A 15,830-nucleotide genomic window follows, 5' to 3' on the forward strand; every position below is an offset into this window, starting at 1 on the left:
GGCCGGTCAGGCGATGAGGCTCAGCAGGCCGACGCCGAGCAGGGCGAATCCGGTGCCCCACAGGACCACCGAGACCAGCATCCAGGCCATCACCGCATGCCGGTTCGCGCCGAAGGAGACCATCAGTGGGGCGGTGATCTGGCTGGGCAGCGCCAGCGGTCCCAGGATGCTCACCCCGGGGACGCCGAAGCGGTCGAAGATCTTCTGCACCCGGTCGCGCTTCGGCGAATCGGTCGCGGCGCGGTCGGGGTCGCGGCGGTGCAGGATCGCGGTGCGCACCCAGTGGGCCAGATACACCACGACGACCAGCGAGAGCATGTTGCCCACTGTCGCCGTCGCCACCGCGACCGCCGGATGCAGGCCGACGATCACCCCGATGGGGGCGCCGAAGTAGGACTCCACGAAGGGGATCGCGGAGATGAGGATGATGCCCAGCCACTGCAGGGCCTCGGGCAGCGAGTCGGTCCAGCGCTGCAGCTGACCGATCCAGTGGTCCTCGGGCAGGCCGGCGGACTGGGCGGCGAGCAGGGCGTCGGCGGAGAGCAGATCGATCATGGGTCCCATCCTGGCTCAGCGCCGCGCCGGCGCCATCAGCCTGCAGGCTGATTCCGCGTCGTCAGCCCTCCTCCGCCCAGCGGCGGTAGAGCGCGGGGCGGCGGTCGTGCAGGTACCAGGGGCCGTCCGGGTCCTGATCCGGGGTGAAGTGCCCGCGGGCGGGACCGACCTCGGCGACGAGCAGCTCCGGCTCGCCGCCGGCGCGGGCCGGCGCGACCTCTGCGGAGGACGACGCCGGTTCGGGGCCGGCCTCCAGTCGTGGGGCCGGGGCGCCGTCGGGGCCGACGATGACGCTCTCGCCGTCGAAGACCAGCCCGTCCTCGACGCCGCAGTGATTGGCGTAGGCGACGGTGATCCCGTTCTCGACGGCCCGCGCCGGCACCAGGGTGCGCGCCACCGTCGGGCAGCCCGCCAGCGCCGTCGGGACCAGCACGACGTCGGCGCCGCGGACGGCCAGATCCCGCACCGTCTCGGGGAACTCGACTTCGTAGCAGATCAGCAGCCCCAGGGTCAGGCCGCCGAGCTCGACCAGCGGCGGCCGCGCCTCGCCGGGGCGGAAGGCCTCCTGCTCGGCCGGACCGAAGAGGTGCGTCTTGGTGTGCACGCCGCGGACCGTCCCCGCGGCGTCGACCAGCGTCGCGGTGATGCCGCGGTGCGGGTCGGCGGGCGAGGGGAGGCTGTGCACCAGGGCGATGCCGTGGCGCCGGGCGATCGCCGCCAGGCGGACGGCGGCGTCGTCGATCGTCGCGTCGGTCAGCTCGGCGCGGATCCGCGCCGGGGCGTAGCCGACGGGGAAGAGCTCCGGGGTGAGCAGCAGCTCGGCGCCGCGGGCGGCGGCGTCGGCCGCGGCCGCGTCGATCACGGCCAGGTCGTGGTCGACGTCGAGCGGGACGGCGGCGGCCTGCAACAGAGCGATGCGCATCCTGTCAGTCTGGCGCGCCGGCGGGCGGAGGGCAACGCCGGGACGGTCGTGCGTCGGGGCGACGGCCGATGGCACAGGACGCGAGTGTGACTCTTGACACGATGAGGACTCTCGTTGATAGTTGATCGCACCTGTTCGTTTCTGTGGGAGTTGCCGGGCGATGAGGCCCTGGCCAGGCGGGAGGAGCGTCGATGACCAGTGCAGCGATCGGCTCGCCGCGGGGAGCGCATCCATGACGGCCCGCCGTCGCCCGCCGATGACCCGCCGCAGTCTGCTCCGCGGCGGCCTGGGCCTGGGAGTCGGCGCCGGAGCGGCCGCGCTCGCCGGCTGCACGGTGCCGGGCACCTCGTCGGTGAACACCGAGCCGACGATTCCGCCGGCCGGGCCCGACGAGACGGTGACGCTGACCTACTGGGCCTGGCTGAAGGAGCTGCAGACCGTCGCCGACGTGTGGAATGCCGAGAACCCCCGCGTCCAGGTCGAGATCTCCTGGATCCCCGGCGGTCCCGACGGCGGGTACCAGAAGCTCTACAGCGCGCTCGCCGCCGGCTCCGGTCCGGACCTGGCGCAGGTCGAGATGCGGAGCATCCCCGAATTCATGCTGGTCGACGGGGTGATCGACCTCAGTCGATACGGCATCGACGACTACGCCGACCGCTTCGATCCCACGCTCTGGGGGCAGGTCAGCTTCGCCGGAGGAGTCTACGGCGTCCCGCAGGACTCCGGGCCCACGGCGCTCTATCACCGTCCCGACCTCCTCGAGGAGGTCGGCGCCGCTCCGCCGGAGACCTGGCAGGAATGGGCCGAGATCGGCGCGGAGGTCCGCGACGCCGGCCGGTTCATGGGCACCTTCCCGCTGGCCGACACCTCGGTCTTCGCCGCGCACGCCATGCAGGCCGGCGCCGTCTGGCTGAGCGCCGAGGAGGACGGCTGGGTCATCGACATGGCCGGCGAGTCCACGCTGGAGGTCGCCCGCTTCTTCGACGCGGCCGTCGACGCGGAGATCGTCTCCACCCAGCTGCAGCCCTTCTCGCCCGGCTGGTTCGCCGCGGCGGCCGAGGGCCGGATCGCCACGCTGATGAGCGCCTCCTGGGGCGACGCCCTGCTGGAGGGCGTCAGCGACGCCGAGGGGAAGTGGCGGGTGGCTCCGCTGCCGCAGTGGCCCGCCGGCTACGGCTCGGCCCAGCTGGGCGGATCCACCACGGCCGTGCTGGCGAACAGCGCCCACCCGCGTGAGGCCATGGAGTTCGCCGTGTGGCTGAACTCCAGCGCGGCCGGCATCGACGGGCTGATCGAGCACAGCGGCATCGGCTGGTCGGCGAATCCCGGACACATCGGGGCGCCGCGGCAGGGTGGCAGCGAGTTCTTCGGCGGCCAGGCCTACAACACCGAGATCTTCGCCCCGGCCGCCGAACAGCAGAACCCGGACTGGCAGTGGTGGCCGACCACCCAGCAGACCTTCAACGTGCTGGCCGACGCCTTCCGCGGAAAGGCCGGCGGCACCTCCCTGGTCGACGCCGTCGTCCAGGCGGAGGCGGACACCATGGAGGTCTTCCGCGAGAAAGGGCTGGCGATCCGGAGGGCCGAGCGATGAGCACGACGACGAGCTCCACCACGACGAGCTCCACCACGACGAGCGGCCCGCCGCGTCCTGCGGGGAGCCCGGCGCGAAGTCCCGGACGGCGTCGTCGGCCGGCGGCCACCGCCGTCGCCCCCTGGCTGCTGGTGACCCCGTTCCTGCTGGTGTTCCTGATCTCCTTCGTGCTGCCGATCCTGATGGCGGTCGGGCAGAGCTTCACCCGCGTCGAGCGGCGGGGACTCTTCGGCGAGGAGGGGGTGACCAGCACGTTCGCCTGGTTCGAGAACTACCGACTGGCGCTGGAGGACGGCAGCTTCCTCGCCTCCATCGGACGCATGCTGCTCTTCGGCGTCGTCCAGGTGCCGGTGATGATCGCCCTGGCCACGGTCCTGGCGCTGCTGCTCGAATCCGCCGCGGCCCGCTGGCCGGGCTTCTTCCGCGCGGCGTACTTCATGCCCTACGGCATCCCCGGGGTGCTGGCGACGATCCTCTGGTCCTTCCTCTACGTGCCGGGACTGAGTCCGATCGTCGACGTCGTCCATTCGGCGACCGGCGTCGAGGTCGACTTCCTCGGCTCGGGGACGGTGCTGTGGTCCATCGCGAACATCGTCACCTGGACCTACACCGGCTACAACATGCTGATCATCATCGCGCAGCTGAAGGCCATCCCGGCCGAGCTCTACGAGGCCGCCCGGGTCGACGGGGCCGGGCCGGTGCGCATCGCGACGACGATCCAGCTGCCGCTGATCCGTCCGGCGCTGATGCTGACCACGGTCTTCTCGATCATCGGCACGCTGCAGCTCTTCGCCGAGCCGCAGCTGCTCGCCCAGGTGGCCCCGGCCATCGATTCGCAGTACACCCCGAACCTCTCGGCCTACACGACGGCCTTCGCCTACAACGACTACACCGTCGCCGCCGCCCAGGCGGTGCTGATCGCGCTGGTCGCCTTCGTGCTGTCGTTCAGCTTCCTGCGCCTGACGAACAGGAGGTCATGATGAGCACCGCCGCCGATGCAGTCCAGGACGACCGGCGCGACTCCGCGCCCGCCGTCGATCCCGCGGCCGGCCGGTCCGACGGACCCGCCTCGCCCGGAGCCGGCGCGGCCGCGCTGCGCCGCCGGGGCCGGACCATCCTGGTCACCGGAGTGCTCGTCGTCGTCGCGCTCTACTTCCTCGTCCCGGTCTACTGGATCGTGGTCGCGGCCTCGAAGACCACCGACGACCTCTTCGGCACCCACGGGTTCCTCTTCGCCGGGAACTTCGCGCTGTTCGACAACATCGCCCAGGTGCTCGCCCACGACTCCGGGATCTTCCTGCGCTGGCTGGCCAATTCGGTGCTCTACGCCGGCGTCGGCTCGCTGATCGCGACCTATCTGGCCGCGGCGGCCGGCTACGCGCTCTCCACCTACGTCTTCCGCGGACGGAACCTGATCTTCGGGCTGGTGCTCGGCGGCGTGCTGGTGCCCGGCACGGCCACGGCGCTGCCGCTGTTCCTGCTGTTCAGCCAGCTCGGGCTGGTCAACACCTACTGGAGCGTGCTGATCCCCTCGCTCGTCTCGCCCTTCGGGCTGTTCCTCTGCCGGATCTACGCCGACGCGACAGTGGACCGCTCGCTGGTGGAGGCCGCCCGGCTCGACGGCGTCGGCGAGATCCGGATCTTCCACGTGCTCGGCCTGCGGCTCATGGTCCCGGCGCTGGTCACCGTGTTCCTCTTCCAGCTGGTCAGCATCTGGAACAACTACTTCCTGCCGCTGGTGATGCTCACCGACGACCAGCTCTTCCCCATCACCCTGGGGCTGAACACCTGGCGCAGCCAGACCGACCGGCTGCCCGAGTTCTACGAACTGACCACCGGCGGGGTGCTGCTCTCGGTCATCCCGCTGGCCCTCGCGATGATCGTGCTGCAGCGCTTCTGGCGCGGCGGCCTGACGGAAGGTGCTGTGAAGTGACTCTGAGCCATACCTCCTTCGACCCGGCCGACGGTGCGCTGGTCGCCCCGCGCTCCTGGCTGGTCGAGCAGACCGACGCCGCGCGCCGGGACCTCTCCGGCACCTGGCGCTTCCGGTCCTCGCCGGCGGTCCCCGGCACGCCCGGCGATCCCGGAGTGCTCGGGGAGGAGGCGCCGGAGGCCTTCGCGGCCGCCGACTACGACGACGTCGACTGGGACGAGCTGCCGGTGCCCGGCCACTGGGTGCTGCACGGCCCCGACGGGCTCTCCGGACCGGCCGGCGCCGCCGACCCGAGCTGGGGGAGGCCGATCTACACGAACGTGCAGTACCCCTTCCCGCTCGATCCGCCGCACGTGCCCGACGAGAACCCGACCGGCGACCACCGGCGCCGCATGGAGGTTCCCGCGGACTGGCTGGCGTCCGGGCGGGTGCTGCTGCGCTTCGACGGCGTCGAGTCCTTCCTGACCGTCTGGGTCAACGGCCGCCGGATCGGGGCGGCGAGCGGCTCGCGGCTGGCCCACGAGTTCGACGTCACCGACGCCGTCGTCGCCGGGCAGAACACGCTGGCGGTGCGCGTGGTGCAGTACTCGGCGGCCAGCTACCTGGAGGACCAGGACCAGTGGTGGCTGCCCGGGATCTTCCGCGAGGTCGCGCTGCTGCACCGGCCGGCCGGCGGCCTCGACGACGTCTGGCTGCATGCCGACTACGACCCGCAGGCCGGCGTCGGGATCCTGCATCCGGAGGTCGACGCGGCGGACGAGGCCTTCCCGGTGCGGCTGCGGATCCCCGCCCTCGACGTCGACCGGACCTGGGAGTCGGCCGATCAGCTCCGCGACGACGCGGCGGCCGGCCTCGACGTCGGCGCGGTGACGCCCTGGTCGGCCGAGCAGCCGGTGCTCCATGAGGCGACGGTGAGCTCCGCGGCCGAGACGCTGACCCTGCCGATCGGCTTCCGCCGCGTGACGATCGACGGCGACCGGCTGCTGGTCAACGGCCGGCAGATCACCTTCTCCGGGATGAACCGGCACGAGACCCACCCCGACCGCGGGCGCGTCTTCGACGAGGCCCACGCCCGCGAGGATCTGGCCCGGATGAAGCGGCACAACGTCAATGCGATCCGCACCAGCCACTATCCGCCGCATCCGCGGCTGCTGGACCTCGCCGACGAGCTCGGCCTCTGGGTCATCCTCGAGGGCGACCTGGAGACCCACGGGTTCCACACCGCCGACTGGACCGGCAATCCCAGCGACGACGCCCGCTGGCGCGCGGCGTATCTGGACCGGATCCGCCGTGCCGTCGAGCGGGACAAGAACCACCCCTCGATCGTGCTCTGGTCGCTGGGCAACGAGGCCGGGACCGGGCAGAACCTCGCGGCCTCGGCGGAGTGGGTCCGCCGCCGCGACCCGAGCCGACCGGTGCACTACGAGGGGGACTACACCGGCGACTACACCGACGTGTACTCCCGGATGTACCCGCACCTGAGGGAGCTCGAGGCGATCGCGGACCCGCAGGATCTCACCCCGCTGCTGGGCTGCGACCTCGCCGCCGGGACGCGGCAGCGGGCCAAGCCGTTCCTGATGTGCGAGTACGGCCACGCGATGGGCAACGGGCCCGGGGCGCTGGACCAGTATCGACAGCTGACCGACGCGCACCGGAACCTGCACGGCGGCTTCATCTGGGAGTGGCGCGACCACGGCCTGCGCACGCTCTCCGCCGACGGCGTCGAGTACTTCGGCTATGGCGGGGACTTCGGCGAGGTCGTCCACGACGGGAACTTCGTCATGGACGGCATGGTGCTCTCCGACGACACCCCCACCCCCGGGCTGGCCGAGTTCGCCGTCGTCGAGCAGCCGCTGCTGCTGGAGCCCGCCGACGATTCCTGCGCAGTCGTCGTGCGCTCGCGGCGATTCGTCGCCGACACCGCCGATCTGCGGCTGCGCTGGACGCTGCTGGCCGAGGGGCGTCCGGCCGCCGACGGCGAGGTCGCACTGGTCGACGCCGACGGCGCCCCGATCCCCGCCGGGGGAGCGGCGCGGATCGAGCTGCCCGCGGCGCGGGATGCGCTGCGGCGCCACGCGGAGCCGGGTGGGCGCGGCACGGACTCAGCCGGCGAGCTGCACCTGAGCATGGAGGCGGTGCTGGCCGAGCCGAGCCCCTGGGCGCCGGCCGGTCACGTCGTCGCCCGGGGGCAGTGGGAGCTGCCGATTCCGTCGGGAGCCGCCCGGGCGACGACGGCGCCGCGCGCCGCCGCGCTGGCCGAGGCGCCGGCGGCCTTCGCCGGACCGGCGCTGGCCGCACTGGCCGGCGTTGCCGTCGCCGGTCCGCAGGCGGAGCTCTGGCGCGCGCCGACGGACAACGACGAGGGCGACGCCACGCCCAACGACGGCTGGGGAGACCCGCGCGACGTCGTCGCCGCGCAGCAGCCGGCAGAGTCCTCGGCCGACCGCTGGCGGGCGGCCGGACTCGACCGGCTGACGCGCCGGGTGGTCTCCGTCGACGTCGACGCGATGCGGCGCACCGTCCGGCGGCGGGTCTCGGCGGCGCAGGCCCGCACCGGACTCGACGTCGCCGAGACCTGGACCGCCGAGCGGGCGGCCGACGGCGTCGTCGAGGCCGTCTGCGAGGTGACTCTGGTGCCGGAGGCCGGCTGGGACGACGTCTGGCCGCGGCTGGGGGTGCACCTGCAGCTGCCCGGCGACGTCGACGGCGCCGAGTGGTTCGGCCTCGGCCCGCACGACGCCTATCCGGACACGATGCGCTCAGTGCGCCTCGGGCGGTTCTCCACCGGGATCGAGGAGCTGACCGTCGACTACGCCCGCCCGCAGGAGTCCGGGCACCGTCCCGGGCTGCGCGAGCTGGTGCTGCGCCGCGGCGGGGCGCCGTGGCTGCAGATCGTCGCCGAGCCCGACGCCGCCGGGCGGCGGCCCGGTTTCACCCTGGCGCGGCACACCGCCGACGAGATCGCCGCCGCCGACCACCCGCACGAGCTGCCGGCGTCGTCGGCGACGCATCTCGTCCTGGATGCGGCCCAGCACGGGCTGGGCTCGCGGGCCTGCGGGCCGGACGTGTGGCCGACGGCGCGGCTGCGGCCCCAGGCGCGGACGCTGCGGCTGCGGTTCCGCGCCCTCTGAGCCCGCGCCCTGCGGTGGCTCCGTGCCCTGCGGCGACGCCGCGCCCTGCGGTGACTCCGTGGCACGTGTGGGAATGCGGCGCCATTCCCACACGTCCCACGGACTCATCGCGTCCCGGGCGGGCCGTGGAGCGGGCCGTCGGGCGGGGTCAGCCCTCCGTGGCCCAGAGGTCGTCCATCAGCACGTCGGCGACGACGGTGTTGTCCAGGTAGTCGCCGCGCACCGGATCGGTGCCGACGACCTCCTCGCCGAAGGTCTCGGCCCCGGCGCCGCGGACGAAGAAGGGCACCACCTGGTTGGTGTGGTCCTCGGAGTACCAGGCGGCGTCCGGCATCTGGTCGGCCTCGCCGGTCATCGGGCTGAAGCCGGGGTCGTCCTCCGAGCCGGCCAGGTAGCCGGTCTCGTGGTCGGCGGTGACGACGACCATCGTCTCCTCCCAGGAGGATTCGGCCTCGACCCAGTCGACGACGGCGTCCACGGCGTCGTTGAAGCTCTGCGTCTCCTCGATGTCCCGGCCGGTCTCGTTGGCGTGGCCGGCCCAGTCGATGGCGCCGCCCTCGACCATCAGGTGGAAGCCCTCCTCGTTCTGCCCGAGGACGTTCAGCGCGGCCTCGGACATCGTCGTCAGGTCGACGACGTCGTTCGCCTCCGCCGCATAGGGCTGATCGCCCTCGGCGGAGCGGGCCTGCTGCAGCGTCGACGCCGCCCGGGCCAGGCCGAAGGCGCGCTCGGGAACGTCCTCGCCGTCGGCGTAGGCGCTGAAGTCGGCGTCCTCGTCGGTGAAGGTGAAGTCAGTCTCGCCCTCGCTGAGCCGCTGGTAGTCCTCCTCGGAGATGTAGGAGTAGTCGGCGTCGTCGACCTGCTGGCTGTCGTCGTCGTAGTGCGGGTGGCCGGCGCCGAAGATGACGTCCAGGTCGGAGTCGATCATCTCCGAGGCGATCGCGTGGTAGTTCTCCCGCGACTCGTCGTGGGCCGCCCAGGCGGCCGGGGTGGCGTGGCTGAAGGGCACCGAGCTGACCACGCCGGCCGAGCGGCCGGTGGCGACGGCGCGCTCGGAGAGGTTCTCCACGCTCTCGCCGTCCGCGTCCAGACCCAGCACGCCGTTCTCGGTCTTCTCCCCGGTGGCCATCGCCGTGCCGGCGGCGGCGGAGTCGGTGGCGCCCGACTGCACCCAGTCGTGGCTGGACCAGGCGGCCTCGGGGTCGTACTCGCCGCCGGCGGGGAAGGTGCTCAGCGCGTAGTGGTCCCACTCCTCATAGGTCTGGACCGCGTCGCCGGGCTGCTCCTCGAGCGTCTCCGGATCGGCCTCGCCGTCGAGCTGGTACCGCGTCTGACCGCTCTCGTAGAGGTTCGTCGCCGAGAGGTGGTTGTATCCCATCCCGTCGCCGATCATGTAGATCACGTTCTTCGGTGCTGAGGCCTCGTCCGCGTCGTCGGTGGAGCCGTCGGACGGCGAGCAGGCGGTCAGCCCGGCGAGACCGACGGTGACGACGGCGGCCAGGCCGGCGCGACGCCGGAGGCGGGAGTGCGAGTGCGACATGTTGCTCCTCATCGATAGGGGCGTTGCAGCCGTCCGGACACTCTAGGGATCGGGTCTTGACAGGTGACGACCAGCCGATGAACTGGAAGCTGAGAGGCGATGTCCAGGAATGGGCGCGGGCACGCCGGCACCGCGCCCGGGTCTGCGGAGCTCATCGTGCGGGCGGAGTCTGCGGCGCCGGGCCCGTGGACTCGCGCCAGATGACCTCGGCCAGGCGCCAGTCGTCCTCCAGCGGCGACGGCGCCGGGTCCGAGGCGTCGTCGGCGCCGCGGCGCCGCGAGGCGACGACGTCGAGCAGGTGACGCATCAGCCGCCGGCCGAGCTCCGCGTGGTGGACCGCGACAGTGGTCATCGACGGCGTGGTCACCGCCGCGACGCGGGTGTCGTCCCAGCCGGTGATGCTCAGCTCCTCCGGGACGTTCCAGCCGCGACGGATCGCCCCGCTGACCGCCGCGGTGGCGAGGATGTCGTTGGCGGCGATGATCGCGGTGATCCCGCTGTCGGCGGGGAGGTCGACCACAGCCCGGCGCGCCGCGTCGCCGTCCCAGCCGCAGTCGACCACGCCGGCGGACTCCAGGTCCAGCTCCTCGATGGTCTGCAGGTACATGTCGCGGCGTCGCACCGCACCGGCGTGGGCATAGTTGCCCGCCAGGTGCAGGAAGCGGCGGTGGCCCATCCCGGCCAGCCGGGAGATGATCTCGTGCTCGGGGCCGGCCGAGGCCAGCGCCCCGATGCCGCGCATCGCCTCGTCGTAGAGGGGCATGGTCACCAGCGGAACCCGCGCGTCGTCGGGCTGGGGCAGGTCACTCAGCGAGGTCAGCGCCAGCACGCCCTCGAAGAGCCGCGAGTCGCGCAGCTCCAGGGCGCGCCGGTCGCGCATCTCGGCCGAGCCGCTGACGGTGACGACCTCCAGGACGTACTCGCCGGCGTCGGCGATCTCCTTGGCTCCGGAGAGGATCTCCAGCGAGCTGATCGCGCTGCCCGGCGGCAGCAGCACCGCCAGACGGCCGGTGCGGTGGTTGCGCATCGCCCGCGCGACGAGGTTCGGCCGGTAGTCCAGGGCTTCGATCGCGTCCTGGATCGTCGCGGCGAGCTGCTCGTTCACCGTCGTGTCCCCCTTCAGGTGGCGGGAGACGGTCTGGTGGGAGACGCCGGCGCGCCGGGCGACCTCGCGGATCGTCGGGCGACGGCGCGGCGTCGCGGGGTTCGACGGTCCGGCGGGCGGGGACGACTCGGATGCCATGGCGGAGACCTCGGGGAGGGGGTGTCGGCGGGGGTGACCGGTCACCAGCCTACGGGACGGGCTGCGGCGGGGATGACTCGGCGGAAAGTGTGGGAACGCCGACGCATTCCCACACGTCCCGCCGAGTCATCCCTGGGGTGGGGCTGCTCAGCTCGCCGCTCGCCGGGCGCCCCGGCGGGGCAGGCGCAGCAGCCGTTCCAGCGGTCCGGCGGAGAAGCGCCGGGTCCAGAGCCAGGCGAAGGCCACTGAGACCAGGCAGATCACGACAGTGGTCAGGATGCCTCCGGCCAGCGAATCGGGCCCCGGACGGACGACCAGCGCCAGGGCGACCAGATGGCCGACGTAGAGGGTCAGCGAGAGCCGTCCGGCCGCGACCAGCGCCGAGAGGCGCCGGGCGGCGAACGACTCGCCCATCAGGCACAGGCCCAGCACGAAGAGCGCGGCCCCGGTGCTGGAGATCAGCCAGAGTGGCATCTGGGAGTGCGCCGTCGCCGAGATCAGCCGGTGCACCCCCACGCTGCGGTCCGGCTCCCCGAGGAGCAGGATCAGGAGCCGGGAGAGGGAGTACGCGGCCACCGCCGTCACTGCGCCCCACAGGACCAGCTGTCGCTGGAGGGTCGGGCTGCGCAGGTCCAGGCGTCCGAGCAGCAGGCCCGCGACGAAGGGCGCGGCCCACACCACCAGGGGATAGGACCCCGTGACGAGGATCCCTCGCAGGATCTCGTCCGGAGGATCCAGCAGCGTCGGTTCCGCGACGGCGAACGCGTCGGCGCCGCTCCGCAGTGCCAGCCAGAGGAGCGGCCCCAGAGCCAGCAGGGCGGCGGCCAGAGCGCCGAGCAGCCAGGCGGGGGCGCGCAGCAGCGGCAGGCTGGCGAGGAACAGGATGCCGTAGACCGGCAGGATGACGCTGGCCTCGTGGGCGGCCAGCTGCAGGGCCAGCCCGCCGACGAGCAGCAGCGCGGCGCGCCACAGGATCGTCGCCCACGGCAGCGGGGCGCGGCGCGGTCGCCGCACGGTCCGGGTCATCAGCGACATGCCGATGCCGGCGAGGAGCATGAACAGCAGCGAGGCGCGCCCCAGCGGGAGATCGTGGAGGGTGCCGAGGAGGCCCTCGGCTCCGCGCGGTCCCACGTTGACGGCGACCATCCCGACGATCGCGAGCGAGCGGGCGACGTCGAGGCCGTGCAGTCGTCCGCCGGCGCGCGGGCGGGATGCCGGCCGACCGGCGCGGGCCGGGCCGCCGGTGCGGTCCGTGCGGCGGCGGGAACGTCGGCCGCCGTCGTCGGCGGGCTCGGCAGGGCCGGCGGGACGGCGAGCGACGGCCATGGCCCTCATCCCGTCCCCGTCGCGGAGCCGACGTCGGCGACGGCGAAGCCGCCTTCCCGCCGAGAGTCCTCCGCCCCGGAGATCCGGCCGGTCTCGTGGTCGATCTCCAGCGCCTGCACGGAGCCGAAGATCGCCTCCTCCCGTTCGGTGACCCACAGGTCCCAGTTCCGCTCGGAGATCAGCGTCTCCACCGCGTCGGAGGGCTCCTCCTCGACGGCCAGCACGCCCTCCTCGAGGTGGTGTCGGGGCGCGTCCACCGCCTCCTGGAGCGACGTTCCCCGCAGCCCCCAGGACGCCAGAACGCTGGTCAGGATGTTGGGGATCTGATGCCCGCCCGGGCTGCCGAGGCCGAGCACCGGACGTCCGTCGTCGTCGAGGACCATGCTGGGCGCCGACCAGCTCACCGACTGGCGGCCGGCCGCGGGCTGGTTGGCGTCGGAGTCCTGCGTGGCGAAGCGGGAGAGCTGATTGTTCAGGAAGTAGCCGTCCACGTACTCCGACTCGCCGCCGCCCCAGAAGCTCGTCAGCGTGTTGGTCATCGAGACGGTGGCACCGTCCCCGTCCACGACGGTCAGATGGGTGGTGTTCCCCGCAGTGACGGCCGAGGAGGGGTCTGTCTGCGTGGTCGGGGACGTCATGCCGGCCGGGTCCATCTCCTCGGCGAGCGCGGCGTTCCGCTCGGGATCGGTGAGCCGGTCGGTCGGGACGTCGACGACGTCGGGGTCGCCGAACAGCTGATCCACCGACTCGTCGGCGGTGGTCCACGCCCGGGTGAGCCGGTCCACGTGGCCGGCGCTGTCCGGGGCGTGATCGGCGATGCCCAGCGATTCGGCGATCTGCATCTGCTGGATCAGGGCCGCGCCGGGCAGCGGGGGAGCGGCCGAGAGCAGAGTGTGCTCGCCGACGGGGCCGCCGACAGGATCCGTCCGCGTCGGGGCATAGGCGGTCAGCGTCTCGGCGTCCAGCCCGTCCACCGAGGTCAGCTCCTCAGTCAGGCCGCCGGAGTAGAACGACTCCGGGCCGTCCTGGGCCAGCGTCCTCATCGTCTCGGCGAGGTCCTCCTGCACGAGGCGATCTCCGGCGGCCAGCGGGTCGCCCGAGGAGCCGTGGAAATGGTCGAGGCCCTCGATCGAGGCGGGTCCGGCGTCGGAGCGGAGGCGCAGCGCCAGGAAGTCCGAGACCGGGAAGCCCTCGTCGGCCAGTTCGACGGCCGGGTCGAGGAGGTCCTGCCAGGCCATGTCGCCGTGCTCGTCATGGATGCGGGCCAGGCCGGCGACGAAGCCGGGGACGCCGGTGCCGGACTCCGGGATCTCTCCGTCCTCGGCCACGACTTCGCGGTAGTCGTAGCTGACGGGGTCGTCTCCGTGGCCGGCCAGGATCGTCGAGCCGCCGCCGCCGATCCCGGAGGCGTAGGGCTCCACGACCGCCACCGCGAAGGCTGCGGCCACGGCGGCGTCGACGGCGCTGCCGCCGTCCTGCAGGATCTCCATGCCGGCGTCGACGGCCTCGGGATGCGCCGCCGCCACCGCCATCTCCTCGAGCTGCGGGGAGCCCGGCGTCGTCGTGGGGGTCTCCGTCGTCTCCGACGCCGAGGCGCTGCTCTCCGACGACGGGCTGCCCGAGGGAGCGGCGGTGCCGGCTCCGGAGGTCTCGGACGGGGAGGCCGTGCCGCTCTGCGCGGGAGCCTCGGAGGAGCGCGGATCGGGCGTGGAGCACGAGGTCAGCATCAGTGCCATGGCCGTCAGGCCGACGGTCGTGCTGCGGGAGGGGAGGTGCATGGGGCCTCTCGAGCGTGCCTGAAGGCGGGTCGTGGGGTGACAGTCCTGATCGGAGCCGGGCTCCGACCACCGGCAGGCTGGGCGGGGCAGTCCTGGTGAGTCGCACTATGTCACATCAGTCCTGCGGGAGCTCAGAGCGACGCCCCGGTGTCCCGGAGTGCAGAGCGGGCTCCCAGGGACCTCTGAGGAACTGCGGCGGACGGGCCCCGAGGGCTGCCCGCGCGGCGGCCCGGCGCCTACTCTGGAGCCATGGCCGAGATCCTCGACGGACTGCGCATCCAGGACGTGGCCGGTGCGGCCGCGCGGCAGCTGCCCTGGAGCAGCTGCACCCATCCGTTCGGGCCGGAGCACGACGTCCACAAGGTCCGCGACAAGATCTTCCTGATGGCCACCGAGGTGACCGGCGAGCCGCTGATCACGCTGAAAGTCACGCCCGACGAGTCCGAGGCGCTGCGTGAGGAGTTCGCCTCGATCCGGCCCGGATACCACATGAACAAGCGGCACTGGATCTCCGTCGGGGCCGGCGAGGGCATCACCGAGGAGCTGATCGAGGAGCTGGTGGTCACCTCCTACGACCGGGTGGTCTCGACGATGCTGCTGTCCCAGCAGCCGGTGCGCTTCGGCCTCGGCCCCGGCGACGGCGGCCTCGGCCGGGATGCCGCGCCCGACGGTCTCGATCCCGGCTGACCGTCGCCGATGGTCGAGGGGTGCGGCGGCGAGCGCCGGGTCAGCGCGTCGGGTCGTGCCGACCGATCAGCTCCGCGTACCCCTCGCGGAACGTGGGGAAGCGCAGGCGGGACCCCTGCAGGAAGGTCCGGAGGCGACGACCGTCGATGGTCTTTCCGCTCGCGCGGCCGTCTCCGGAGTCCGCCGGCACGTCGACGCCCAGGCGTTCGGCGATGAAGGACGCGACGGCGCCCAGCGTCGCCGGCTCGGCGTCCACGGCATGCAACAGGGGCGGAGGGGCCGAGCTCTCCAGCAGTGCCGCGAGGATCGTCACCAGGTCATCCCGGTGGATGCGATTGGTCATGCGTCGATGGTCCATCGGCGTTCCCCGGGCCACGCGATCGATGGTGCGCGAGCGGCCGGGGCCGTAGATGCCGGCCGGGCGCACCACCACGACCTCGCCGTCGAAGAGCTCGCGCGCGTCCTGCTCCGCAGACAGCAGGGCGGCCGCGCTGCCCCGGTCCGGTGTGGGCTGCGTCGCCTCGTCCACGCGGTCGCCGTCGTGAGCGCCCAGCACCCCGGTCGAGGAGATGAAGACGAGCCGGCGGGGCGGCGTCGGGAGCCGGCGGGCCAGTCCGGCGAGGCCTCCGCGGAAGGTGTGCTCATAGGCGGCCGCGTCGCGACCGCCCGGCGACAGGGTCACGACCACCTGGTCGGCCTGGGGAAGAGCCGCGGCGGTGTCCTCGGTCAGGTCGGCGGCCCGGATCGGGAACGGGAATCCCGGGTGGTCGCCCCCGCGTCGGAGGCCGACGACGTCGGTTCCGGCCGCGGCGAGTCGAGCGCCCAGGGTCGCTCCGACGTCCCCGCAGCCGGCCAGCAGGACGCGCCTCGCGGCGGAAGCGGGGGATGCGGCGGTGTGCTCCAGAGGTCCTCCTCGAGTCGATCGGCGGGACCGGCGGTCTCGCCGTGCTCCGGGCGGCCCGGTGCTGTGGCCTCGGGCGGTCGGCCGCTCCCATGATATGCCCTGAGCCCGTCGATCGCGGGGCGGGCGACGTGTGGGGAATATGCCGTGAGCCGACAAAGTTGAGTATCATTGACTCAAGTTTCCGCGACGCAGCTCAGGGGATCGTCGAACCTCCTCG

12 protein-coding genes are annotated in these 15,830 nt (G+C 72.9%); 5 read left to right on the forward strand and 7 right to left on the reverse strand.

The features are described from left to right. Positions 1 to 6 precede the first annotated feature (6 nt). Positions 7 to 555, reverse strand: coding sequence for a small multi-drug export protein (locus ABD652_RS05180; RefSeq protein WP_344718868.1), 549 nt, complete (start codon positions 553 to 555; stop codon positions 7 to 9). A gap of 61 nt (positions 556 to 616) precedes the next feature. Next, positions 617 to 1,477 (reverse strand): nitrilase-related carbon-nitrogen hydrolase, encoded by an 861-nt coding sequence (locus ABD652_RS05185; protein WP_344718869.1) that lies wholly within the window; start codon positions 1,475 to 1,477, stop codon positions 617 to 619. A 232-nt stretch (positions 1,478 to 1,709) separates the two neighbouring features. Here ABD652_RS05185 and ABD652_RS05190 point away from each other — a divergent pair, with 232 nt between their 5' ends. From ABD652_RS05190 to ABD652_RS05205, 4 genes are read left to right on the forward strand one after another with little or no spacing between them, the layout of a single operon-like run. After that, a complete protein-coding gene (locus tag ABD652_RS05190) occupies positions 1,710 to 3,071 on the forward strand; it encodes an extracellular solute-binding protein (RefSeq protein ID WP_344718871.1) in 1,362 nt (453 codons plus the stop codon). Beyond that, the gene (locus ABD652_RS05195) at positions 3,068 to 4,051 is read left to right on the forward strand and encodes a carbohydrate ABC transporter permease (protein ID WP_344718873.1); all 984 of its coding nucleotides are present in this window, start codon (positions 3,068 to 3,070) and stop codon (positions 4,049 to 4,051) included. The genes ABD652_RS05190 and ABD652_RS05195 overlap by 4 nt, the downstream gene beginning before the upstream one ends. Then, positions 4,051 to 5,004 (forward strand): carbohydrate ABC transporter permease, encoded by a 954-nt coding sequence (locus ABD652_RS05200; RefSeq protein ID WP_344718875.1) that lies wholly within the window; start codon positions 4,051 to 4,053, stop codon positions 5,002 to 5,004. The genes ABD652_RS05195 and ABD652_RS05200 overlap by 1 nt, the downstream gene beginning before the upstream one ends. After that, positions 5,001 to 8,135 (forward strand): glycoside hydrolase family 2 TIM barrel-domain containing protein, encoded by a 3,135-nt coding sequence (locus tag ABD652_RS05205; protein ID WP_344718877.1) that lies wholly within the window; start codon positions 5,001 to 5,003, stop codon positions 8,133 to 8,135. Before ABD652_RS05200 ends, ABD652_RS05205 begins: the two co-directional genes overlap by 4 nt. A 148-nt stretch (positions 8,136 to 8,283) precedes the next feature. Here ABD652_RS05205 and ABD652_RS05210 read toward each other — a convergent pair whose 3' ends face one another. From ABD652_RS05210 to ABD652_RS05225, 4 genes are all read right to left on the reverse strand, one after another. Beyond that, positions 8,284 to 9,675 (reverse strand): alkaline phosphatase, encoded by a 1,392-nt coding sequence (locus ABD652_RS05210; RefSeq protein ID WP_344718879.1) that lies wholly within the window; start codon positions 9,673 to 9,675, stop codon positions 8,284 to 8,286. Between the two features lie 151 nt (positions 9,676 to 9,826). Then, on the reverse strand, positions 9,827 to 10,918 hold the full coding sequence (locus ABD652_RS05215) for a LacI family DNA-binding transcriptional regulator (protein ID WP_344718881.1): 1,092 nt from the start codon (positions 10,916 to 10,918) through the stop codon (positions 9,827 to 9,829). Positions 10,919 to 11,065: 147 nt separating this feature from the next. Then, complete coding sequence (locus ABD652_RS05220; RefSeq protein WP_344718883.1) at positions 11,066 to 12,244, reverse strand: DUF418 domain-containing protein; 1,179 nt, start codon at positions 12,242 to 12,244, stop codon at positions 11,066 to 11,068. 5 nt (positions 12,245 to 12,249) lie between these two features. Next, positions 12,250 to 13,980: a gamma-glutamyltransferase gene (locus ABD652_RS05225; protein ID WP_344718885.1), complete on the reverse strand. Its 1,731-nt coding sequence runs from the start codon at positions 13,978 to 13,980 to the stop codon at positions 12,250 to 12,252. Positions 13,981 to 14,271: 291 nt separating this feature from the next. Here ABD652_RS05225 and ABD652_RS05230 point away from each other — a divergent pair, with 291 nt between their 5' ends. After that, positions 14,272 to 14,709, forward strand: coding sequence for an MmcQ/YjbR family DNA-binding protein (locus tag ABD652_RS05230; protein ID WP_344718887.1), 438 nt, complete (start codon positions 14,272 to 14,274; stop codon positions 14,707 to 14,709). Between the two features lie 40 nt (positions 14,710 to 14,749). On the opposite strand, the gene ABD652_RS05235 is transcribed toward ABD652_RS05230, so the two are convergent. After that, positions 14,750 to 15,769, reverse strand: a complete 1,020-nt coding sequence (locus tag ABD652_RS05235) for an NAD-dependent epimerase/dehydratase family protein (RefSeq protein ID WP_344718889.1) — start codon at positions 15,767 to 15,769, stop codon at positions 14,750 to 14,752. Positions 15,770 to 15,830 lie beyond the last annotated feature (61 nt).

The sequence above is a fragment of the Nesterenkonia halobia genome (genome assembly GCF_039536005.1).
Classification (GTDB): domain Bacteria; phylum Actinomycetota; class Actinomycetes; order Actinomycetales; family Micrococcaceae; genus Nesterenkonia; species Nesterenkonia halobia.

What these genes read in the sequence shown, in the direction of transcription:
- ABD652_RS05180 (WP_344718868.1), bottom strand. Translation starts at nt 555, where the DNA reads ATGATCGATCTGCTCTCCGCCGACGCCCTGCTCGCCGCCCAGTCCGCC.
- ABD652_RS05185 (WP_344718869.1), bottom strand. Translation starts at nt 1,477, where the DNA reads ATGCGCATCGCTCTGTTGCAGGCCGCCGCCGTCCCGCTCGACGTCGAC.
- ABD652_RS05190 (WP_344718871.1), top strand. Translation starts at nt 1,710, where the DNA reads ATGACGGCCCGCCGTCGCCCGCCGATGACCCGCCGCAGTCTGCTCCGC.
- ABD652_RS05195 (WP_344718873.1), top strand. Translation starts at nt 3,068, where the DNA reads ATGAGCACGACGACGAGCTCCACCACGACGAGCTCCACCACGACGAGC.
- ABD652_RS05200 (WP_344718875.1), top strand. Translation starts at nt 4,051, where the DNA reads ATGAGCACCGCCGCCGATGCAGTCCAGGACGACCGGCGCGACTCCGCG.
- ABD652_RS05210 (WP_344718879.1), bottom strand. Translation starts at nt 9,675, where the DNA reads ATGTCGCACTCGCACTCCCGCCTCCGGCGTCGCGCCGGCCTGGCCGCC.
- ABD652_RS05215 (WP_344718881.1), bottom strand. Translation starts at nt 10,918, where the DNA reads ATGGCATCCGAGTCGTCCCCGCCCGCCGGACCGTCGAACCCCGCGACG.
- ABD652_RS05220 (WP_344718883.1), bottom strand. Translation starts at nt 12,244, where the DNA reads ATGGCCGTCGCTCGCCGTCCCGCCGGCCCTGCCGAGCCCGCCGACGAC.
- ABD652_RS05225 (WP_344718885.1), bottom strand. Translation starts at nt 13,980, where the DNA reads ATGGCACTGATGCTGACCTCGTGCTCCACGCCCGATCCGCGCTCCTCC.
- ABD652_RS05230 (WP_344718887.1), top strand. Translation starts at nt 14,272, where the DNA reads ATGGCCGAGATCCTCGACGGACTGCGCATCCAGGACGTGGCCGGTGCG.